Origin of the sequence: Gluconacetobacter asukensis (assembly GCF_014174375.1) — a bacterium.
Lineage (GTDB): Bacteria > Pseudomonadota > Alphaproteobacteria > Acetobacterales > Acetobacteraceae > Gluconacetobacter > Gluconacetobacter asukensis.
The window spans coordinates 58229-79954 of the sequence record NZ_JABEQE010000013.1 but is presented as its reverse complement, the minus strand read 5'-3'; the positions used below and the strand labels follow the sequence as shown (position 1 = coordinate 79954).

Annotated in this window: 23 protein-coding genes and 1 tRNA gene; 4 read left to right on the top strand and 20 right to left on the bottom strand. The window is 67.2% G+C overall.

All coding sequences use genetic code 11. The features are described from left to right. Position 1: 1 nt before the first annotated feature. From HLH35_RS14515 to HLH35_RS14450, 14 genes are all read right to left on the bottom strand, one after another. Complete coding sequence (locus HLH35_RS14515) at positions 2 to 1342, bottom strand: autotransporter strand-loop-strand O-heptosyltransferase (protein WP_182979818.1); 1341 nt, start codon at positions 1340 to 1342, stop codon at positions 2 to 4. Between the two features lie 981 nt (positions 1343 to 2323). Beyond that, entirely contained in the window at positions 2324 to 2851 is a 528-nt protein-coding gene (locus HLH35_RS14510; protein ID WP_182979817.1) for a DUF3035 domain-containing protein, read from the bottom strand. A 10-nt stretch (positions 2852 to 2861) separates the two neighbouring features. After that, a complete protein-coding gene (gene lspA / locus HLH35_RS14505; RefSeq protein ID WP_338029363.1) occupies positions 2862 to 3398 on the bottom strand; it encodes a signal peptidase II in 537 nt (178 codons plus the stop codon). Beyond that, on the bottom strand, positions 3395 to 6292 hold the full coding sequence (gene ileS, locus HLH35_RS14500; RefSeq protein WP_182979815.1) for an isoleucine--tRNA ligase: 2898 nt from the start codon (positions 6290 to 6292) through the stop codon (positions 3395 to 3397). Before ileS ends, lspA begins: the two co-directional genes overlap by 4 nt. Positions 6293 to 6397: 105 nt before the next feature. Beyond that, positions 6398 to 7357 (bottom strand): bifunctional riboflavin kinase/FAD synthetase, encoded by a 960-nt coding sequence (locus HLH35_RS14495; RefSeq protein WP_182979814.1) that lies wholly within the window; start codon positions 7355 to 7357, stop codon positions 6398 to 6400. Further along, positions 7354 to 8076: an acireductone synthase gene (gene mtnC, locus HLH35_RS14490; RefSeq protein ID WP_182979813.1), complete on the bottom strand. Its 723-nt coding sequence runs from the start codon at positions 8074 to 8076 to the stop codon at positions 7354 to 7356. Before mtnC ends, HLH35_RS14495 begins: the two co-directional genes overlap by 4 nt. 7 nt (positions 8077 to 8083) lie before the next feature. After that, on the bottom strand, positions 8084 to 8623 hold the full coding sequence (locus HLH35_RS14485; RefSeq protein WP_182979812.1) for a 1,2-dihydroxy-3-keto-5-methylthiopentene dioxygenase: 540 nt from the start codon (positions 8621 to 8623) through the stop codon (positions 8084 to 8086). After that, positions 8620 to 9237, bottom strand: coding sequence for a methylthioribulose 1-phosphate dehydratase (locus tag HLH35_RS14480; RefSeq protein WP_408870130.1), 618 nt, complete (start codon positions 9235 to 9237; stop codon positions 8620 to 8622). The genes HLH35_RS14485 and HLH35_RS14480 overlap by 4 nt, the downstream gene beginning before the upstream one ends. 48 nt (positions 9238 to 9285) lie before the next feature. Then, a complete protein-coding gene (locus tag HLH35_RS14475) occupies positions 9286 to 9552 on the bottom strand; it encodes a twin-arginine translocase TatA/TatE family subunit (protein ID WP_182979810.1) in 267 nt (88 codons plus the stop codon). 144 nt (positions 9553 to 9696) lie between these two features. After that, positions 9697 to 10155 carry a CHAP domain-containing protein gene (locus tag HLH35_RS14470; protein WP_182979859.1) on the bottom strand — a complete coding sequence of 153 codons (459 nt, stop codon included), beginning with the start codon at positions 10153 to 10155 and terminating at the stop codon, positions 9697 to 9699. 29 nt (positions 10156 to 10184) lie between these two features. Then, positions 10185 to 10856 carry a regulatory protein RecX gene (locus HLH35_RS14465; protein WP_182979809.1) on the bottom strand — a complete coding sequence of 224 codons (672 nt, stop codon included), beginning with the start codon at positions 10854 to 10856 and terminating at the stop codon, positions 10185 to 10187. An 89-nt stretch (positions 10857 to 10945) separates the two neighbouring features. After that, positions 10946 to 11644, bottom strand: coding sequence for a tetratricopeptide repeat protein (locus HLH35_RS14460; RefSeq protein ID WP_246385117.1), 699 nt, complete (start codon positions 11642 to 11644; stop codon positions 10946 to 10948). Then, on the bottom strand, positions 11645 to 11770 hold the full coding sequence (gene ykgO, locus HLH35_RS14455) for a type B 50S ribosomal protein L36 (protein ID WP_012223099.1): 126 nt from the start codon (positions 11768 to 11770) through the stop codon (positions 11645 to 11647). 107 nt (positions 11771 to 11877) lie between these two features. Further along, positions 11878 to 12810 (bottom strand): hydrogen peroxide-inducible genes activator, encoded by a 933-nt coding sequence (locus HLH35_RS14450; protein ID WP_182979808.1) that lies wholly within the window; start codon positions 12808 to 12810, stop codon positions 11878 to 11880. Between the two features lie 132 nt (positions 12811 to 12942). Between HLH35_RS14450 and HLH35_RS14445 the strand changes: the two genes are divergently transcribed. The 3 genes from HLH35_RS14445 (at position 12943) to HLH35_RS14435 (ending at position 14472) form a co-directional block, all read left to right on the top strand. Further along, positions 12943 to 13485: a peroxiredoxin gene (locus HLH35_RS14445; RefSeq protein ID WP_114726334.1), complete on the top strand. Its 543-nt coding sequence runs from the start codon at positions 12943 to 12945 to the stop codon at positions 13483 to 13485. Between the two features lie 224 nt (positions 13486 to 13709). After that, complete coding sequence (locus tag HLH35_RS14440; protein ID WP_182979807.1) at positions 13710 to 14252, top strand: carboxymuconolactone decarboxylase family protein; 543 nt, start codon at positions 13710 to 13712, stop codon at positions 14250 to 14252. A 143-nt stretch (positions 14253 to 14395) separates the two neighbouring features. Next, positions 14396 to 14472: transfer RNA gene (locus HLH35_RS14435), tRNA-Asp, on the top strand. A 66-nt stretch (positions 14473 to 14538) separates the two neighbouring features. Here the strand turns inward: HLH35_RS14435 and HLH35_RS14430 are convergent. The 6 genes from HLH35_RS14430 to HLH35_RS14405 all read right to left on the bottom strand — a co-directional run bounded on the left by HLH35_RS14430 (position 14539) and on the right by HLH35_RS14405 (position 20765). Further along, positions 14539 to 15648, bottom strand: a complete 1110-nt coding sequence (locus HLH35_RS14430) for a PQQ-dependent sugar dehydrogenase (protein ID WP_182979806.1) — start codon at positions 15646 to 15648, stop codon at positions 14539 to 14541. Between the two features lie 19 nt (positions 15649 to 15667). Beyond that, entirely contained in the window at positions 15668 to 16147 is a 480-nt protein-coding gene (locus HLH35_RS14425; protein ID WP_182979805.1) for a low molecular weight protein-tyrosine-phosphatase, read from the bottom strand. A gap of 93 nt (positions 16148 to 16240) precedes the next feature. Beyond that, a complete protein-coding gene (gene nadC, locus HLH35_RS14420) occupies positions 16241 to 17098 on the bottom strand; it encodes a carboxylating nicotinate-nucleotide diphosphorylase (protein ID WP_182979804.1) in 858 nt (285 codons plus the stop codon). Beyond that, positions 17095 to 18636 (bottom strand): L-aspartate oxidase, encoded by a 1542-nt coding sequence (locus HLH35_RS14415; protein ID WP_182979803.1) that lies wholly within the window; start codon positions 18634 to 18636, stop codon positions 17095 to 17097. The genes nadC and HLH35_RS14415 overlap by 4 nt, the downstream gene beginning before the upstream one ends. Beyond that, on the bottom strand, positions 18633 to 19616 hold the full coding sequence (gene nadA / locus HLH35_RS14410) for a quinolinate synthase NadA (RefSeq protein WP_182979802.1): 984 nt from the start codon (positions 19614 to 19616) through the stop codon (positions 18633 to 18635). Before nadA ends, HLH35_RS14415 begins: the two co-directional genes overlap by 4 nt. Positions 19617 to 19877: 261 nt before the next feature. Further along, on the bottom strand, positions 19878 to 20765 hold the full coding sequence (locus HLH35_RS14405) for an NUDIX hydrolase (protein WP_182979801.1): 888 nt from the start codon (positions 20763 to 20765) through the stop codon (positions 19878 to 19880). Positions 20766 to 20957: 192 nt separating this feature from the next. Here HLH35_RS14405 and HLH35_RS14400 point away from each other — a divergent pair, with 192 nt between their 5' ends. Beyond that, positions 20958 to 21722, top strand: a complete 765-nt coding sequence (locus tag HLH35_RS14400) for a VOC family protein (RefSeq protein WP_182979800.1) — start codon at positions 20958 to 20960, stop codon at positions 21720 to 21722. Positions 21723 to 21726 lie beyond the last annotated feature (4 nt).

Below are 21726 nucleotides of genomic sequence, written 5' to 3'. Positions count from 1 at the left end.
CTCAGTGCGTCCTTTCCTGCATGATGTGAAGAATCTTCCCGATCACCATCTTCCCGGTGACGGACTTGGTGCATTCGAACTGCCGTTCTGTTCCCTTGTGCCTGGGGCACCACAGGAAATCCTTGTGGTCGAACCGTTCCTTCGGATCGTTCCAGCAGGAATTGCAGACATGCCAGCAGTTGACGCGTCCGGATGTTTCGAATTCGTTTGTCGGGTGCGTGAAGCCCGAGACCATCACCACCGGCGTTCCCGTGGACCATGCCAGCCAGGACAGCCCGCTCGACAGGCCGACGAAGAAATCGGCATGTTTCAGCCACCTGGCCCGCTCCACGAGCGGCCGGTCGCCCGTCTGGTCCTCGGCCCCGTAGGGGATGTGGTTCCAGACCAGCCCGGTGCCGTGAACGCGTTTCTGGTCGATACAGACCACGCGATAGCCCTGCTCCTTCAGCCAGGCGATGACCTCCCCCCACCCATAGGGATTGTTCCAGTATTTGCACTGGCTCGATGCCTGGGCGGCGATGCAGACATAGGGTTCGTCGATCGGGCGCCCTTCATCGGGAATGCTGATCCTGGCCGCCTCCTCGGTTGGATCGACCCCCAGGATATGCGCCGCGGTCCTGTGCAGTCCGACATGGCGGAAATCCGTCGGTTGCCAGTCGCAGGCCTCATCGTCGAAGAACAGGCCCAGGCTATAGGTGGCATAGAATGTCGTATTCAGCTTTTGCGCATTGATTTCCTCATGCGTCAGGAAACGGATATGCGGATAAGCGTCGACGAACAGGGGACGGATCAGCGCCGACAGGGCGCAGGTGATGTGCGCGCCATGCTTTTCCGCGAAACGGGCGGCATAGGGCATCCAGCCGAGCGTATCCCCCAGGGTTCCGACAGGAAACTGGATCAGGATGTCCTTGCCGCGCGGATCGAATCGATGGCTGAATACCAATTCCTCGATGACGCCACCCGCCGGTTCGGGCACCTCCTTCCAGACCTCGATGTAGAAATTGACGAACCAGCGTTTCGTCGAATTCACCAACGCGTCGGACACACCTCTATGCTCGAAAAGGATGTTCCCGCTGTCACGATCGGTCAGGCGGATATGCCACGTGGCGCGGGCCGGCGGCGTGGGCAGCACGACCCGGCAGCCGCAATTGAAATCGTAGCGAATGCCCGTCTCGGTGCGCTGTGTCGGCTCAGGCGCAATGGGCGGGTAGGCTTGTGCGTCATCATTGGGCGCCCCCGACGCATTGCCGCCATCCTGCCTGGCCTTATCGGCAGGTCTGTCGTCCCCGGCATGGCTGCTCGCAGCAGCGTGGGCATCCGCGAATGTCTCGATGAACTTCATGAAGAAATTCCGGTCCCGCGCGAGAAAAATCCGGAAATTCTATTTTCTTGATAAACATAAATAATCATCACACAGCCTCCGTTCCAGAGATAGTGAGAGCATTTATTTATTTTTATCTTTTATTTTGGACGATTTTTACGTCTCTAGTTTTTCGTCTCATATATGAATATATCGATAACATTCTTCAGATTTATTGCCATCGAGAAGACGTGCACATTTTGGCTCCGCCTCTATCGCCCGAAGTTACATCGATCATGCCAGTGGATCTGCAACATCATTCTGCCCCCGCGATAAACGGATGCACCAGGAATTCAGTGAGACGCCGTCGATACGGGGCATTCCAAACAGGGTCCATGCCCCGCATCGCCTGCCTACATGTCCTCCGCCGGGACGCGCAAGAAAAAAATCCCTTGTCAGTAATACATTAACCATTATTCGAGTTATTCATGTTTCACAAAGGATCGTGACCCCAGCGACGATGAAGGATAAAGACAGGAAGCGGGCGTGATCGATGGACAAGCCATCCCATTGACAGGAGAATTTTATTTTTTGATTAGGTTTCTATTGGCATATGCTCATGCGACCGAAACGCCCCGATTGCAAATAGAGATGGGGTTGCTCCGATCTCTATGCCAACACACCCTATTGCGCGCGTGGCGAGATAGAGAACCCGATCAGGGAATGCCAGTTCGACCTGTTCGCCGACCGGACGTCAGCCGCCTGGTACGAGGCGGCAGGCGCTCCTGAAAGACGTCGATGAGGATCGCCTGAAACGCACTACGATCCTGGCTCCGCACAGATGGATTTTTGAAACCGTCCCGCACGGTCTGGCTTTCCCGGCGCTCACGATAGAGGGCGGCAAGCTTGCCGGCTGGCGCACCCCGGGATCGAGCTTACAATGAAAAAAGGACCGGCCACGGCCGGTCCCCACTCCCGGCCGGCCGACCGGCCGAACCGTCCCTGGTAGCGCGTTACTGGTGGCTAGTTGCTCGGGGCCTTGCTCTTGACGGTCGGCGTGGCGCCCTGGGTCGGGCTGTTGCCCAGCGCCGCGTTCTGGCGCAGACGGCGGTTCTCGGCATCGCCATCCACCTCGCCGCCGGCTCCCCCGCCGTTCCAGAACATCAGCTGGTTGATGAAGCCCTGCCCCGCCTGGCCAAGCTCGCCCTTGTCGGAGCTTTCCGACGCCGCATCGGCCTCGTTCACCAGCGCGGCCTGGCCGGCGCTGGGCGTGCCGTCGGCACCCTGTAGCGCAACGTTGGGCGACAGGGTCTCCAGCGCCTGCAATCTCGGGCTCTCATCCTGCGGCCGCGACGCATCGCTGTGCGGAACCGCCAGTTCCTGGGTCGGCGGCATCGACAGCGGAGCGCGCGTCGTCACCGTATACTCATCCGGCGAATCGCGTTCCAGGCCGAAGGCCCGATTGAGGTCCGAGCCGGAGCAACCGGCAAGAAGGACTCCGCCCGACAGCAGAAGTGCGAACGGAAGCAGACGAGGGAATAGGGGCGCCATGCTTCGCTTTCTACCGCCTCTGCCCGGTTTCGGCAAGGCCGCGCCGCTCGGTCAGGCTGTCGAACAGCAAAATCGCGACGCCGCAATCGATCGAGGCATCGGCCAGGTTGAACACATAGAAACTGTGCCCGTACGCATGCAGATGCACGAAATCGACCACCGCCCCGTAATGGAGCCGGTCGATCACATTGCCGATCGCCCCGCCCATGACCGCGCCCAGCCCGCCGGCCACCCAGGGACGGGTCGTCCTCGCGAGCCAGATCGTCAGCACCAGCACCACCGCCAGGGCCAGCGCGGTGAAGACGATGCGCCCCATCCCCGCCAGCCCGCCCAGCATGCCGAAGGTGATCGCGTGGTTCCACACCATGGTCAGGTTGAAGAACGGCAGCACCGGAACCGACACCCGGTCCGGCAGGTCCAGGCCGTACAGAATCCAGTATTTGCTGCCCTGATCCAACAGCAGGACGAGCAGGAACAGCGCGGCGCCGATGGCGCGGCAGCGCCAGGCCAGCCGGGGCGCGCCGGCGGCCAGCACGGCTTCGCTCACGCGTCGGCCCGCGCGTCGACGACGGCAACGCAGCGCAGGCACAGTTCGGGATGGCCCGCATGGCTCCCGACCTCGTCCAGCACCTTCCAGCAGCGGGCACATTTATGCCCCGACGCCGCCGAGATGCTCGGCACGCCATGGGCCCCGACCGCACCGCCGTCACGTTCCTCGCCCTCGGCTGCGCCGGAGAGGAAGATCGACGCCGCCCCCGGCTCCACCGTGATCGACGCCTGCGACACGATGGCCAGTTCGCACCAATCGACATCGGCGAAGCGCCCGGCCTCTTCCTCCGACAGTTTCAGGTCCAGCGCCGCCTGAAGCGACGACCCCACGATGCCGCCACGCCGCGCGGCCTCGATCTCGGTCGTCACGACACGGCGCACGCCGCGCAACGTCGCCCAGCGATCGGCCAGATCCGGGCGGATCCACTCTTCCGGCAACGAAGGGAAGGATTGCAGATGCACGCTCTCCCCCTCGCCGAAACGCGCCGTCCACGCTTCCTCGGCGGTAAAGACCAGCACCGGCGCCAGCCACGCGCACAGGCAGCGATGCAACTGGTCCAGCACCGTGCGCGCGGCCCGGCGGCGCAGGCTGTCGGTGCCGTCGCAATAGAGCGCATCCTTGCGCACGTCGAAATAGAAGGCCGACAGGTCGGTGGCGCAGAACCCGTGCAGGGCGGCATAGACGCCGACCCATTCATGCGTCTTCACCGCACGGTCGATCTGCGCGCCCAGCTCGGTCAGACGATGCAGCACCCATTGTTCCAGCTCGGGCATCTGCTCGTAGGGCACGCGCTCGGCATCGGTAAAGCCGTCCAGTGCGCCCAGCAGCCAGCGCAGCGTGTTGCGCAGCCGGCGATACAGCTCGCCCTGCTGCTTCAGGATCTCGTTGCCGATGCGCAGATCTTCATTGGTGTCGGAATTCATCACCCACAGGCGCAGGATGTCCGCACCCAGCGAGTCGTTCACGTCCTGCGGCGCCACGACATTGCCCAGCGACTTGGACATCTTGCGGCCCTGCTCGTCGAGCACGAAGCCGTTGGTCACCAGCGCGCGATAGGGCGCGATCCCCCGCGTGCCCACACTTTCCAGCAGCGAGGACTGGAACCAGCCGCGATGCTGGTCCGATCCTTCCAGATACAGGTCGGCCGGGAACGGCATGCCGTCGCGCCCCAGCACGAACGCATGGGTCGACCCGCTCTCGAACCACACATCGACGATATCGAACACCTGCTCGTACTCGTCGGGGTTGCGTTCGTTGCCCAGGAACCGGCTGGCCGGGGCGCTGTACCACACATCCGCGCCCTCGGTGCGGAAGGCGTCCACGATGCGCTGCATCACCGCCGGGTCGCGCAGCACCTCGCCGCTCCGCTTCTCGACAAACACCGCGATCGGCACACCCCATGCCCGCTGGCGGCTGATGCACCAGTCGGGGCGCCCGGCAACCATCGAGGTCAGGCGGTTGCGCGCCTGGGCCGGCACGAAGGTCACATCCTCCAGCGCCTTCAGCGCGCGGGCGCGCAGCTCTCCCTCACCATCCATGCGGATGAACCATTGCGGCGTGGCGCGATAGATCACCGGCGCCCGCGACCGCCAGGAATGGGGATAGGAATGCACCAGCGTCGACCGCGCAACCAGCCCGGCCGGCGCCGCGCCGTCATTATTGGCCCGCTCCATCGCCTGCGTCAGCGCCGCGCAGACCGGGTCGGCGGCCTTGAAGACATGCGCGCCGGCAAACAGCGGCACCCAGTCGGCATAGCGCCCGTCATCCAGGACCAGTTCCGGCACCTCGATCCCATTCGCCACCGTCAGGGCGAAATCGTCCTCGCCATGCGCCGGGGCCATATGGACCAGGCCGGTGCCGGCATCGGTGGTGACGAACTCGCCGCCCAGCAGCGGCACGTCGAAATCATAGCCCTCGCCGCGCAGCGGATGGGCGCAGATCGCCCCCGTCAGCGCCTCGCCCGGCATGGTGTAGAGCACGTAATGCTCGGTGACCCCGGCGGCGGCGCAGAACGGCGCAATCAGCGCCTCGGCCACCAGCAGGCGGGCCCCCGGTTCCAGCAGCGCATTGTCGGTCACGCCATCGACGCGCAGCACCGCATAGGTGATCTCGGGCCCGAAGGCGATGGCGCGGTTGCCGGGGATGGTCCAGGGCGTGGTCGTCCAGATAACGGCCGAGACATCCTGCAGCGCCCGGGTCGGCGTCGGGTCGTGGATGAACGGGAACGCGACATGGATCGTGGTCGATTCATGGTCGCGATATTCGATTTCGGCCTCGGCGAGGGCCGTCTTCTCCACCGGGCTCCACATCACCGGGCGCAGGCCGCGATAGAGCAGCCCGTTCAGCAGAAAGCGGCCGATTTCCTCGGCGATCGTCGCCTCGGAGGAAAAATCCATCGTGGCATAGCGCTCGTCCCACTCGGCCTGCACACCCAGGCGGCGGAACTCGGCGGCCTGGATCTCGACCCATTTCGCGGCATAGGCCCGGCATTCGGCACGGAACTGAAGAACCGGCACCGAATCCTTGTCGCGGCCGGACTTGCGATATTCCTCCTCGATCTTCCATTCGATCGGCAGGCCGTGGCAGTCCCAGCCGGGGCGGTAATGCACCGCGAAACCGGCCATGCGGTGGGCACGGTTGACCACATCCTTCAGGATCTTGTTCAGCGCGTGGCCGATATGCAGGTGGCCGTTCGCATAAGGCGGCCCGTCATGCAGCATGAAGGACGGCCGGCCTTCGGCCTGCGCGCGCAGCAGCCCGTCCAGGCCGCTCGCCGCCCAGTGCGCCAGAATCTCCGGCTCCCGCTTCGGCAGGCTGCCCCGCATGGGGAAGCTGGTTTTCGGCAGGAATACCGTATCCCGATAGAGATCCTGTGACTTCGACTCGGTCATGACCCTGAATTTCTGGCTACTGGCGACAATGGATAACGATGTGACGGAAGGATTATGCCCCTCCCCTCGCGGACCCAACCTTATGCGGAGCCGCGCACCGGATGGTCAAGCTTGGGGGAAGGCGCCCGCCCGCACCAGCCGGTCCAGATAGGATCGAGCGGTCGCCGCATCCTCGGCGATCTGCGCCTTCAGCGCGTCGAGCCCTTCGAAACGCCGCTCCTCGCGCAGCAGCGTATGCAGGGCGACCGACAGGGTCTGGCCATAGAGATCCCCCTCGAAATCCAGCAGATGGACCTCCAGCCGACTCTCCTGCCCGTCATCAATGGTCGGCCGGCGGCCGATATTGGCGACACCCGGCCAGGTCCGCCCGTCCGGCAGCCGCACGGTCACGGCATAGACGCCACGCGCCGGTTCCAGATGCCGGCCCAGCGGCACGTTGGCCGTGGGAAAGCCCAGCAGGCGCCCGCGCTTGTCGCCATGCTGCACCACGCCCCGGATCGCCCAGGGGCGCCCCAGCTCCTCGGCCGCCCGCTCGGGATAGCCGTCCTGCAACAGCCGGCGAATGCGCGTCGAGGAATAGGGACCACCCTCGTCGGCCAATGCCGGTACCGTGGTCATCCCGATCCCCAGTTCCTCGGCCCGCTCGGCCAGGAACGCGGCATTGCCGCCCCGGCGATGGCCGAAGGCGAAATCGGCCCCGCAGGCCAGGTGACGCAGGCCCAGCCCCTCATGCAGCACATCGGTCACGAACCGCTCGGCGGTCATGGCGCTGAACGCGGCATCGAAGGGAATCTGAAAGACATGGCGCACGCCCAGCGCGGACAGGGCGGCCAGCCGTTCCTCGGCCAGCGTCAGGCGGAAGGGCGGGTCCTGCGGGCGGAACAATTCGCGCGGATGGGGCTCGAAGGTCACCACCGCCAGCCCCAGATCGGGCCGCGCCGTATGCAGCGTATGCAGCAGATGGGCATGGCCCAGATGCACGCCGTCGAAATTGCCCAGCGCCGCCGCCATGCCCCGCGCCTCGGCGGGGATGTGGCGCCAGCCGGTATGCAGGTGCGCCCTCATGGCGCGTCAGGCAGGGCGAACAGGCGCGCCACCTCGTCCAACGTCGCGGCCACCGGGTGCGTATCGCCCGGGCGGGTGCCGTCCTCCGGCCGGGCAAGCTGGCAGGTCCGCAGCCCCGCCACCGCCGCCGCGTCCAATTCGGCCACGATGTCGGACAGGAACAGGGTGCGCCCGGCAACCCAGCCGGCCTCGGCCAGAATGGCGTGATAACTATCCGCCTCGCGCTTGCCGCCGATCCGCAGGTCGTAGAACCCGTCGAACAGGCCGCGCACGTCGCCCTCGGTCGTATGGCCATAGATCAGGCGCTGCGCCGCCTCGGAACCCGAGGAATAGACCGCCAGCCGCAGCCCGCCCGCATGCCAGCGCCGCAGGGCCGGCAGCACGTCGGGATACAGCGCGGCCTGCAAGGCGCCGGTGCGGTAGCCCTCCGCCCATGCCAGTCCCTGCAACGCCTTCAGCGGGCCGATCTTCTCGTCCCGATCCATCCAGGCATTCAACTGCGCCAGCGGCTCCACGCCGGGGGCCAGCGCCGCGATGTCGGCCACCGCATCCCGCACGGCCGGCTCGTCGCCGCGTGTGGCCAGCAGTTCGGGCAATGCCTGACGGGCATAGGGAAAGAGAACCTGATGCACGAAGGCGACCGGAATCGTCGTGCCTTCGATATCCAGCAGGACAGAGTCGATCCCGCCCGCCTGCGTCACCGCTTCCGCCACAATCATCCGCTCCTCAGGCCGCCGGAAAGCGCTGGGCGATATCGTCGCCCGTATATTGGGCAATCCAACCGGTCTTGTCGGTAAAGACCCGCAAGGCCACGACATCGGGCTCCATCCCGGCATCGAACCAGTGCGGAATGCCGGCTGGGACCGAAATCAGGTCGCCCGCGACGCAATGCACGTCATAGACACTGCCCCCGACATGCAGCACGAAATTGCCCCAGCCATGGACGAAGAACCGGACCTCGTCCTCGCTATGGATATGTTCCGACAGGAACTTCGCCCGCAATTCGGCCAGATTCGGCGTCCGGGTGGTAATCCGCACCACATCGGCCGACCCTGCCCCGGTCGCCCCCATCAACTCATCCAGATAGGGGCGATAGGCTTCCAGCACGGCCTCGGGCGCGGCATCGGGCGGCGGCACCACCGGGCTGTTCCAGCGTTCGAAACGCACGCCAATACCACGCAGCGTATCGGCCATCTCCGACGCGCTCTCGGTACGCAGCACGATATGGCCCGGATCGTCGTCGCGATAGACGGTCAGGCGACTCATCGGCCGAGCTTCCTCTTTTCCAGTTCGCAGGCCAGCAGGAATTCCAGCCCCTCCAGCCGCGCCAGCGCCACATCCATCGTGGGGCCCCACACATACACGCCGTGGCCGCGAATCACGTAGCCCGCCGGCATCCGCCCCAGATCGGGCGCCACCACCGTACACAGCCGCGCAATGTCCTGGTCATTGTCGAACACCGGCACGCGCACACTGGCCTCGTGGGTGGTCTGCCCCTCGAACACCTTCTGGACCTCGTAATCCGCCAGGGTGATCGCGCCATCCGTCGCCGCCATCGACAGCACGGTCGAGGCGACGGAATGGCCATGCAGCACCGCCCCGATGGCCGGATCATGCGCATAGAGCTGACAATGCAGCAGGGTCTCGGCACTGGGCCGGTCGCCGGCATGCATGGCCCTGCCATCCATCCCGACCTCGATCACACCGTCCGGGGTCAGGAAGCCCTTGTGCCCGCCCGACCGCGTGATCGCGATCCGCCCGTCCGGCAGGCGGCGGCTGATATTGCCGGCCGTGGCCGGCACCCAGCCGAACCGGTCCATCCGCCGGCCGGCGCCGATGATGTCCTGCACCGCGTCGACCCACAGATCGGTCGTCGTCATCTGGTCCATATCGTCACATGATCCCGAATCGTTCGCCCGGCCGCAGGCTCAGGGGGTCGAAGACCCTGACGGACGGCTCGATGCCGAGAAGCTGGCATCGCGCTGCGCACCGGCCGCCGGCCCCGGCGGGGCGATATGCCCGCCCGATCCGCTATTCGCGTTTTCCATGCTCTCGTCGTCGGCCATGTTCTTCTTGAACGATTTCACGCCGCGCGCGACATCGCCCATCAGCGTGCTGATCTTGCCGCCGCCACCGAACAGGACCAGCACCACCGCCAGAACGATCAGCCAGTGCCAGATGCTCAAGCTACCCATAACACACACCCTCGTTTCCGCGCCTTGGCGCCGTCGGCTTCGAGGCCGGCACCGGCCGTCCCGACAATTCCGACATGACATGGATCCCGATATGACATGGAACCGGGAGGCCCACCATGCAAGCGCCGCCTGCCCCGCGCCCCGTCACGCGTCCGGCGACGGACGATCCGGCAGATCGCGCGAGATGAACCCATATGTGGGATAGACGCTTTTACCCAGGCTGTGAACCGGCTGCCACCACACCCTGACCGCCGACCAGTCATTGGCCTGCGAGACATCGACCACCGGAATGCCACGATCGATGCGCCCCGGCACCCAGTTCGCCTGATCGACCAGGATCGCCCGCGACCCGCGCACCTGCCGCACGACCGAGACATGCCCGTCCGGCAACCGGTGGGTGGAGCGGAACACCAGAACCTCACCCGGCGCGGGCACATGCGTATGCGCATACGCCCCTTCCGACTGTCGCCACCAGCCGGCGGCGGCACCGTTCAGCCGCAACCCGGTGACCGAGCGGGCATAGGGCGCGCACTGCACCGAGCCGTTCCAGCCACGGCCGCTCCCGCCCCCACAGGCCGCCAGCGGCAACAGGCCGCACAGCATCAACCCGCGCGCAACCCATCCCCCGGCCCTCACGCCGATTTCATCCGGATAATCCGGTCCTCGGCTTCCTCGGGGTCCATGTCCAGCGCCGCCTCGGCCGTCGCGCGGCCGAACCCGGCCCGGGCCATCGCATCCAGCGCCTTGCGGCGCCGCACCGCCCATTCGTCGCCCGATACTGCGTCCTCGCCCCCTTCGTGAACGGGGGCGAAGGGCCCGGCGCGGCGCCGGCGCGCAAAGATCAGGGCCGCCGCCAGCTCCATCTCCTGCCCGTCCTGCCCGCGCTCGCCCAGCGTCTCATCCAGCACGGTGCCGACAATGTCCGCCTCCACCCCCCGCGCCGCCAGATGCGCCTGCACCGCGCGGCGCGACCGGCCGGAGCGCGTCAGCGACCGGGCGCGCGACCCGGCAAACGCCGCGTCATCCACCGCCCCCAGGGCCACCATTTCCGCCACCACCTGTTCGATCACCGCCCCCAGCGGCGCGGCCCGCGCTTCCACATCTTCCGACAGTTCGCCGCCCTCGACGGCGCGCCGGGTCCAGCGCTGCACGCGGCGCTCCAGCACTTGCGTCAAACCGGCGCGCGTAGTGCCGAAACGGGCCAGATGCGCCAGAGCGGTCGCGCGCAGGGATGCGCGATCCGGCACCGGCCCGGCCACCCGGCGCCCGCCCGTTGTCGTTCCACATGCGGCCTGATCGTTCATGCGAACGATCATGCCATAAAATGTCGGGAATCGCGATAGTTACGTATCGCAAGTGACGTATCGCAGGGGGGCATCCCGCAACCGCGCCGTCAGGTCGGGCGGCCGAATGCCTTCAGATGCAGCCGTTCGCCATTGGCGCGGCCGCCATCCACCATCGGGTCCAGCGCCATCACGCGCTGCCAGGCCTGCTCGGCCGCCTGCCAGTCGCCACGCTGCTCTTCAACCGCCGACAGCAGCCGCCACGCCACCGCATCCTGCCCGTCGCGCTGAAGGGCCACACCCAGATCGGCGATCGCCCCGGTCAGGTCCCGCGCCGCCAGCCGCGCCTGCGCCCGGTCGCGCCACAGGATCGCGACATCGGGTTGCAGCACCAGCGCATCATCCAGATCCTCGACCGCGCCCAGCGCCTTGCCGTCGACCAGATGCGCCATGGCCCCCCGTTGCAGCAGGCGCGTGGTGGGCGAGAGCGCATGCCGCCGCGCCCGCTCCAGACGCGCTTCCAGATCGGCCGCCGCCGCACGCGAGGTCGCGGCCGCCAACTGGGCCGTCAGGGCGGACAGGTCCGGAGTCGAAGCCGGGCTGGGATGCACCGGCTGCCCCGCGCCAGACGCCTCATGTGCCGGCGCGGCAGGCGCATCGGCCCATGCGGGCATCGCGCCCAGCCACAGCAGCGCCGCCACCATGGCGCGCACGCGCGAAAACCCGCGCCAACCACCCGCAATGCGGGGGCAGGCGCGGGTTTTCGCGTCACCCAGAAAGAACGGTACGGCCAAGGCCGTCCGCGACATTCAGCCCTGACGGGCCTTCATGCGGGGGTTCTTCTTGTTGATGACATAGACCTTGCCATGACGACGGACCACACGGCAGTCCTTGTCACGAACCTTGGCCGACTTCAGGCTGTTTCTGATCTTCATGACCCGACCCTCACTGGCGGCGGTAAACCGCGAAGACGGGCCGAATACCGGGCGAGCGGCCCCGAGTCAACCATGCAGCCCCTTTTCCACCCTTCCGGATGGCATTTTCACCCCACCGCCGGCACGTCCAGGGCCGGCGGCCGGACATGCGGGGCCAACAGCCGGAACTCGCCCGCGCGGGGCGAACGGGCGCGCCAGCCCAGCCCGATGGTACGCCAGGCCTGGCACCCCGTCACCGGCCGCACCGCCACCGGCAGATCGCGCAGAATGCCCGACTCCACGGCCAGGCGCGGCAGCAGCGCGATCCCCAACCCCTCCGCCACCATCTCGACCAGTGTATAGAGCGAGGTCACGACGAATTCCTCCTCGCCGTCCGTGCTGGTCCAGCCCCGCTCCTGCCGGCACAGCGCCAGGGTCTGGTCGCGCAGGCAATGCCCGTCTTCCAGCAGCACCATCCGCTCGCCCGCAATGCGGTCCACCGGAATCGATTCCAGCGCCGTCAGCGGATGATTGGCCGGCAGCACCAGCATGAACTCGTCCCGCCACAGCGGCAGCGTCTCCGCCCCCTCGCACGGGCAGGGCATGGCCAGCAGCACCAGGTCCAGCCGGCCCAGGGCCAGCTTGTCCAGCACATTGCCCGTCAGGTCCTCATTCACCGACAGGCGGATCTGCGGAAAATGTCGCCGCAGGCGCGCAACCAGCCCCGGCACCACAAAGGGCCCGATGGTCGGAATCACCCCGATCCGCAGCAGCCCCGTCATCGGCGCGCGCGAGGCATCGGCCACATCCTGCACCCCCTGAAGGGCCTCCAGCGCAAATCGCGCCCGCGCCGCAACCTCGTCCCCGATGGGGGTAAAGACCACGCGCTTGCCGACATTCCGGTCCAGGAGTTGAATGTCCAGCTGTCGCTCCAGCGCCAGGATGCCGGCCGACAGCGTGGATTGCGTCACCGCGCAGGCCTGGGCGGCACGGCCGAAATGTCGCAATTCCGCCAGCGTGATCAGATAGCGCAGTTGCTGGGCGGAAGGCAGTGGCGTCATCGATTGGTTCGATCATCCAGATATAAATTATTCATTGGCATGATATCGCCTTCGGAGCCATAGATACAACCCATGCCGTGACCGCCTGGTGTGGCCACGGTCACGACCACCTACTGCAAGGGAGCAAAACCGATGCTGACAGTCGGCGATAAATTTCCGGAATTCGATCTGGCGGCCGTCCCCGGCGGCCCGGAAGGGCTGAAGGGCGATTTCGTCCAGATTTCGGACAAGACCGATGCGGGCAAGTGGAAGCTCGTCTTCTTCTGGCCGAAGGATTTCACGTTCGTCTGCCCGACCGAAATCGTCGCCTTCGGCAAGCTGGCCGGCGAGTTCAAGGACCGTGACACCGTGGTCTACGGCGTCTCGATCGACAGCGAGTTCGTGCACCTGAACTGGCGCCTGCACCATGAAGACCTCAAGGGCCTTCAGATCCCGATGCTGGCCGACATCAAGCGCGAGCTGTCGACGGCCCTGGGCGTCCTGTCGCCTGCGGCGGGCGTCGCCAACCGCGCGACCTTCCTGGTCGATCCGGAAGGCATCATCCGTCACGTCAGCGTCAACGACCTGTCGGTCGGCCGCAACCCGCAGGAAGTCCTGCGCATCCTGGACGCGCTGCAGAGCGACGAGCTGTGCCCGTGCAACTGGAAGCAGGGCGAAGCCTTCCTGAAGCCCTGATCCCTCCCGGTCAGGACGGTCCGGCCCCATGGCCGGACCACCCCGCCCGTCCGGTTTGCGGACGGGCGGCACGCGGGCCCTGCCCGCGACGGGGAGAGGGTCGCCACGCGGCGACGCCCCGATGATGATGACGGGAAACGCCCGTCCCCCTGTTTTCCATTTGCCGGAGCCCTCCCGCGACCGCCCGTCCGGCCGGGTGCCTCCGCCCAGCAGGTCTGTCCGCCATGTCGATCGAATCGCTCAAGGAACGCCTTCCCGATTACGCGAAGGATCTCAAGCTCAATCTCGGGTCCCTGGCCAACGACATCACCCTGTCGCCGCAGCAACTGGCCGGCACCTTCGTGGCCTCGGCCCTTGCCGCGCGCAACGATGACGTCACGCGCGCCATCGTGGCCGAATACCAGTCAATCCTGTCGCCCGAAGCCCTGGACGCCGCCAAGGCCGCCGCTGCGATCATGGGCATGAACAATATCTATTACCGCTTCGTGCATATGGTCGAAGGCGACTACGCCAAGATGCCCGCACGCCTGCGGATGAACGTCATCGGCCGCCCCGGCGTCGAGAAGCTGGATTTCGAGCTGTGGGCCCTCGCCGTCTCGGCCATCAATGGCTGCGGCATGTGCGTCGAAAGCCACGAGCGGGTGGTGCGCGAGGGCGGCCTGTCGGCCGAACAGGTCCAGACGGCGGTCCGCATCGCCGCCACGGTCCATGGCGTCGCCGCAACGCTGGACGGCGCCAAGGCCCTGGGCGACGCCGGCGCGAACTGAATTTCCCCTGCCCGGCGCCCCAACGCACCGGGCAGGTTTTTCCCCGCCTGTCATTTTTTTCTCACACAGGCTGTTGCCAGAATCGTCGGGCTTTGTTAATTCGCCCTCCACACACGGACGAGGGGTGCAAACCCCAAGCCGATGCGGGTGTAGCTCAGTTGGTTAGAGCGCCGGCCTGTCACGCCGGAGGTCGCGGGTTCGAGCCCCGTCACTCGCGCCACCCTTTCCAAAATCGCAAAAATCCCCCTCCCGGCGCCAGCATCCTGACGCCGCAGGCAAGCCGTCCCTATGGTGCGCTATAGGTCACGCGATAGATCGCACCGGACAAATCGTCGCTCACCAGCACGCTGCCATCCGCCAGCGGCTGCACGTCCGCCGGGCGCCCCCAGGGCGTCTCGTCGTTCTGGAACCCGTCCAGCAGCGGCGTATAGGACGCCACCCCGCCATCGGGGCCGAATCGCACCGCCATCACCCGGTAGCCCGCCAGCCGGCTGCGATTCCACGAACCGTGCTCTGCGATCAGCGCGCCGCCGCGATAGGAATCGGGGAACATGTTCCCTTTATAGAACCGCATTCCCACCGCCCCCACATGCGCCCCCAGTTTCAGCACCGGCGGGGTAAAGGCACGGCAATCCTGCCCACGCCCGAAAACCGGGTCCAGGATGTCGCCCTGATGGCACACAGGGTAGCCGAATGACTGGCCCGGATGGTCCAGCCGGTTCAGCTCGTCGCTGGGAATGTCATCGCCCAGCAGGTCGCGCCCATTATCGGTGAACCACAGCGTGCCCGTGCCCGGCTGCCAGTCGAACCCGACACTGTTGCGAATGCCCCAGGCAATATCCTCGCGACCGGACCCGTCCGCATTCATCCGCATCAGCTTGCCGAAACGATGGCCGACATCGCAGATATTGCAGGGCGACCCAATCGGCACATACAGCTTGCCGTCGGGTCCGAAGGCGATGAATTTCCAGCTATGGTCGCCCATCCGCCACGGCAGGTCGGTCACGGCGACCTCGGGCTTCGGCGGGTCGTCCAGATGGTCCTCGATCCCGCGCAGCACCACGATGTCATGCACATCGGAAATATACAGGTCGCCATCATGAAAGGCGACGCCCACCGGCATGGTCAGCCCGCGCGCCACGATCCGCACCCGCGCAGCCCGCTCGGGCCCGCCCGTCACCGCGTAAACCACACCGCCGCTCATCGAACCCACGAACAGCGTGCCCCGCGCCCCCACCGCCATTTCCCGCGCCGAGGGAACCTGGTCGGTATAGACCGAGACATGGAACCCCGCCGGCAGGCGCAGCCGCTCGACCGGCGGTGCGGCCCGCGCACCTGCCGGCGCCGCCAGCGCCAGCATGGCTCCCAGACAGGCGATCAGCCCATATCGCGTCATCACGCTTCTCCTCTGCCGGTCACGCCATGGTGGCGCGGGCCAGTTTCAACGCCAGGGCCTCAGCCCCCTGCCGCACATCCGCCCATGTCACGTCGAAAGCCCGTGCGTCCCCGTAATACGGATCGGCCACGCCCTGCCCCTCCCGCCCCGGCACATGATCCAGCAGCAGCGAGAGTTCGGCCGTCGAATCGATAGGCCGCCGATTGCGCAATATCTTCAGATGGCCCGGATCGAGGGCGACGATATGGGTAAAGGTCCGGAAATCGGCCGCGCTGACCATCCGCGCCCGATAATCGGCAATATCGAGCCCATGCCGCCGCGCCACCACCTGCGCCCGCCGGTCGGGCGCCTCGCCACGATGCCAGTCGCCGGTCCCGGCCGAATCGACCAGCCCTTCCAGCCCATGGCGTTCGGCCGCCACCCGAAACGCAGCCTCGGCCAGCGGCGAGCGGCAGATATTGCCGGTACAGACAAACAGAACGGCGGGACGCAGGGACATCGCGCGGCTTCCATCATCGACGGGCGCACCGGAGCGCCCGATCCGTCATGATGAACAGGGACACGCTCCGCTGTCGAGCCACCCGCGTGGCTTTCAGCCACCCACCTCGTGATCCAGCCCGATATCCAGCGCCCGCACCGTATGGGTCAGCCACCCGACCGACAGGATATCCACCCCCGTCGCGGCAATCTCGGGCGCGCTATCGGGCGTGATCCCGCCCGAAGCCTCGGTCACGGCCCGCCCGCTCACCATGGCGACGGCCTCGCGCAACTGGTCGGGATTCATGTTGTCCAGCAGGAACGCATCCGCTCCCCCCGCCCGCAGCGCCTGCGCCAACTGGTCGAGCGTATCGACTTCCAGTTCGATACTCACCAGATGCCCCGCCCGCGCCCGCGCCGCCGCCAGCGCGTGCGCCACATCGCCGCCGGCCAGCGCGATGTGATTGTCCTTGATCAGGATCGCATCATCCAGGCGGAAGCGATGATTCGCCCCGCCGCCGGCCCGCACCGCATATTTCTGGATCGCCCGCATCCCCGGCAGCGTCTTGCGCGTGCAGCACACACGGGCCTTCGTCCCTGCCACGGCACGGACGATCCCGGCCGTGGCGGTGGCGATCCCGCACAGATGCGACAGGTAATTCAGCGCCACCCGCTCGCCACCCAGAATCGCCGGCGCCGGCCCGGTGACGCGCGCAATCCGCTCACCGGGCTCAACCGCGCTGCCATCCGGCCGCTCGATCTCGAAGCGCACCGACGGGTCCATCAGCGTGAAGGCCAGCCGGGCCAGCGCCAGCCCCGCCACCACGCCCGGCTGCCGCGCCACCAGGGCAGTGCGGAGCATCTGGCCGGGCGCCGCCAGCGCATCGGTCGTCAGGTCGCCACCGCAACCGAGATCCTCCAGCAATCCCGCACGCACCAGCGGTTCCAGCATCAGGTCGGGCAAAGGGGTCATGGTACGGTCAATCCATCGGCAGGAGTAAGGACAGGCTCGCCGGACGACAGCTCGGCCAGCATGGTCAGGGTCCGCGCCAGCGTCAGGCGCGAATGCACGGCGGCCGCGGCGGTTCGCGGATAATCGCTACGATAATGGCCACCTCGGCTTTCCCGGCGCTCCAGCGCCGCCAGGCACAGCATGGCCCCGACCAGCGCACGATCATCGCCGGCCACATGTGGCGCCAGCGCCCGCGCGGCACGGGCCAGCCCCGCACCATCACGCAGAATGCCGGCGGCACGACCAAGGCAGGCATGGATATCCGCCAACCCCAACCCATCCCCGACATCGGGCGCCGGCTCACCAACCGGGCGCGGCATGGGCAGAGAGGCGGCATCCAGATCGCGCGCCACAAACCCTGCACAGACAAAGGCCTCCAGCAGCGAATTGCTGGCCAGCCGGTTGGCGCCGTGCAGCCCGGTCGACGCCGCCTCGCCGCAGGCCCACAGGCCGGGCACGCTGCTGCGCCCGTTCAGGTCGGTCTCGATCCCGCCCATATGATAATGCACCGCCGGCCGCACCGGCATCGGCTGGCGGTCGGGGTCCAGCCCCCGCGCCGCACAGGCAAGCGCAATCCCGGGAAAATGCCGCGCAAACGCCCCCCCCGTGGCCGCACGTGCATCCAGCAGCACCTGATGCCCGGCCGCCAGATGGGCCTCGATCGCACGCGCCACCACGTCGCGCGGCGCAAGCTCGTCGGTAAAGCGCGCTCCGGTCTCATCCACCAGAATCGCGCCGGCACCCCGCACCGCCTCGCTGACCAGCGCCCGCGGCGCACCGGCCGGCCCATCGGCCAGCGCCGTGGGGTGAAACTGCACGAACTCCATGTCCCGCAGCACCGCCCCCGCCCGCGCCGCGCAGGCCAGCCCCATTCCCTGCCCACCTACCGGGCTGGTCGTCGCGGGAAACAGCGCCCCCACCCCACCGGTGGCGATGACGCAGGCAGCCGTCGGCAAGGCCAGCACCACACCGCCCCGCATGATCTCGACCCCGGCTACCCGTCCATCCCGCAGGATCAGGCGGCGCAGAGCAGCCCCCTCGATCACCGTAATGCGCGGCGTGGCCCGTACCCGCGCCACCAGCGCCCGCATGATCTCGGCCCCCGTGCCGTCGCCCCGCGCATGGGCAATACGCGCGCGGGCATGCGCGGCCTCCAGATGCAGGTCGGGCTTCTCGTCGGCCCCCAGGTCGAAGACCACGCCCAGCGACCGCAGCCCCGCCACCGCTTCGGGGCCGGCCCCGACAATGGCCGCAACGGCGTCCGGGTCGCACAGCCCGACGCCGGCGGCCAGCGTGTCCGCCGCATGCAGGGCCACTGAATCACCCGCCCCGATCGCGGCCGCAATCCCGCCCTGCGCCAGCGCACTGGCGGCATCCCGCCCCAGCGGCGCGGGCGACAGCAGCACGCAGGGCCGGTCCATCAGCAGCGCGGTCGCCAGACCGGCCAACCCGCCCCCGGCAATGACCGGCTGCCCCGCCAGGGCGGCGAAACCGGTCATGCCGCCAGCATCCGTTCGACCGCGCGGCGCCCGCCCGCCACCAGATGCGCGGGGATCGTCACCTCATGGCTCATGGTCTCCAGCGCATGGCGGATGGCCCGCAGGGTGATGCGCTTCATGTGCGGGCACAGATTGCATGGCCGGACGAACTCCACCTCCGGATGCGCAGCCGCCAGATTGTCGCTCATGGAACATTCGGTCACCAGCAGCACCTTGCGATGCGCGCCCTCGGCGACGAAATCCGACATCGCCGCCGTCGAGCCCGAAAAATCCGCCTCCGCCACCACGCCCGGCGGGCATTCCGGATGCGCCAGCACCGCCACGTCGGGATTGTCGGCGCGCCAGTCCCGGATCTCCTGCGGCGTGAAGCGCTCATGCACCTCGCAATGGCCGCGCCAGGTGATGATCTCGACCCCGGTTTCCCGCTGCACGTTCTGGGCCAGGAACTCGTCGGGGATCATGATCACCCGCGGCACGCCCAGGCTTTCCACGATCCGCCGCGCATTGGCCGAGGTGCAGCAGATATCGCTCTCCGCCTTCACCTCGGCGGTGCTGTTCACATAGGTCACCACCGGCACGCCGGGATGGGCGCGGCGCAGGGCCCGCACATCCTCGGCGGTGATCGAATCCGCCAGCGAGCACCCGGCCTCCAGCGACGGCATCAGCACCGTGCGGTCGGGGTTCATCAGCTTCGCGGTCTCGGCCATGAAATGCACGCCGGCCATCACGATCACCTCGGCATCCAGTCCCTGCGCGTCGCGCGCCAGGGCCAAGCTGTCGCCCCGAATGTCGGCGATGCAGTGAAAGATCTCGGGCGTCTGGTAATTATGGGCCAGGATCACCGCACGGCGCCGCCGCTTCAGCTCCAGGATGGCCGCAATGTCGTCGGCGAACAGATCCCATTCCAGGCGCGGGACGACACGGGCGACACGATCATAGAGCGCATCGAGCTGGGACGGAGCGGTAAGGGTTTCGGACATCACGGTCTCCTTCGACCTTTATGCTCATGTTGAGCATAATCTAGATACATAACGTCGCCCTTGTGCTGTTCAACCCGCATACCGTTCGCGTCAACCCATGCCGGCGCGCGCCCTAAATCCCATCACGGAAAAAACGCCAGAATTCCAGCTCACTGATCCCGTCAAACATATCCGTGAACAACGCATTCAACAGCATTTTTTAAACGAGGCTCCCAAAGCCTGACCGAAAATGCGCGCCAGCGCGCATTTTCGGCCAGGCTTTCAGATCGGGCGCGCCAACGGCAATTTCGACCCCGCAATCCGCCGCGCGCCGATCACCTCGCGCCGAAAGCGGAACAGCCGCGCCGGCCGGCCGCGCGTGTCCGGCGCCACCTCGCCCGTCTCCTCGATCAGATCCTGCTGGGCCACCAGCCGGCGGAAATTCTGCTTGTGCATCGGCTGGCCGGCCACCGCCTCCACCGTACGCTGCAGGTGCAGCAGCGTGAAACTGTCGGGCATCAGCTCGTAGATCACCGGCCGGTAGCGGATCTTGGCCCGCAGCCGCGCCATCGCCGTGGCCAGCACGCGCCGCTCGTCGCGCGCCATGCTCAGGCCCGGCAGCACCGGTGCCCCCGGCGGCGCGGATTCCGGCACCAGCGCCGCCTCCCACAGCAGTTCGTAGCGCTGCAGCACCAGTTCATCGTCCCAGCCCAGCCCGTCCAGTCCGAAGGTCAACGCCACACGCTGGCGCCGCGCCTCCTGCCCGGCGGCCGAAGGCGCACGCCCGGCCCAATCATCCAGCAGCCGCGCAATCCGCTGCACCAGCGCGCGGCCTTCTGGCGCCGTCTGGTCCTCCCACGGGAAATAATCGTACCAGCCCCGCCAACCGCGCTCACCCCGGCGGGTGCGGGTCAAGGCAAGGTAGGAGATCATGACCCGCCGTTCATCGGGGCCCCCATCGACCGGCGCATCGGCAAATGTATAAAGCTGCTCCACATGCCCCAGCGCATGACCGGTCTGGTGCTCCACCCACAGGCGCAAACCCGTCTGCAGCGACCGATGCCCCGCTTCCAGCGGCCCGGAGGGCAGCAGGCGGCCGCCTTCCAGCGTCAGCACCATCGGCCGGTCGTCGCTGACCGCGATCAGGACCGCGATCAATTCCGGGGGCATGGCGCATTTCCTTCGGCTGGCGTGGCGGGGGCGGGCGGCAAAGCCCGGCTATCGGGCCATATCACCGCACGGGCGGCAAAAAAACCGCGAATGGCGGCGCTTGATATGGTCCCGCGTCCGCACCACGGTCATCAGGGCCGCCGCAACCCGCGCGATGCCCGCCGGGGCCGGACCGGCTGGAGAGGATGCGCCATGTCGACCCATTCGGGCACGTTCGTCTGGTACGAACTGATCGCCGGCGACCCAGCGGCCGCCGAATCGTTTTATTGCACCGTCATCGGCTGGCACGCCCGCGATGCCGGCGTGCCGGGCATGGCCTACCGGATCCTCAGCGCCGCCGAGCGCCCGGTGGCCGGCATCCTCGGCCTGCCGAGCCTGGACGCCGCCGCCCGGCCGGGCTGGATCGGCTATATCGGCGTGGATAACGTCGATGCCGCCAGCGCACGGATCGCCACCGCCTCCGGCGCCATCCTGCATGCCCCGGACGATATCCCCGGCGTCGGCCGCTTCGCGGTCGTCACCGACCCGCAGGGCGCACCCTTCGCCCTGTTCCAGGGCAATGGCGAAGGACCGATGCCGCCGGTCCCGGAAGGCACGCCCGGCCATGTCGCGTGGCACGAACTCTACGCAAGCGACGGCGAGGCAGCCTTCGCCTTCTATGCCGGCCAGTTCGGCTGGACCAAGGCCGACGCGCTGGATATGGGCCCAAGGGGCATCTACCAGATCTTCGCCACCGGCGGCCCGCCGGTCGGCGGCATGATGACCGAACCCGACGCGGCAGTACCATTCTGGCTGTTCTATATCGCCGTCGAGGCCCTGGACCCGGCACTGGAACGCGTCACACAGGCAGGCGGCCACGCCATCCAGGGCCCGATGGAGGTGCCCGGCGGACAATGGGTCGCCCAATGCCGCGACCCGGAGGGCACGCTGTTCGCACTGGTGGCCCCCCACCGCTGAACCA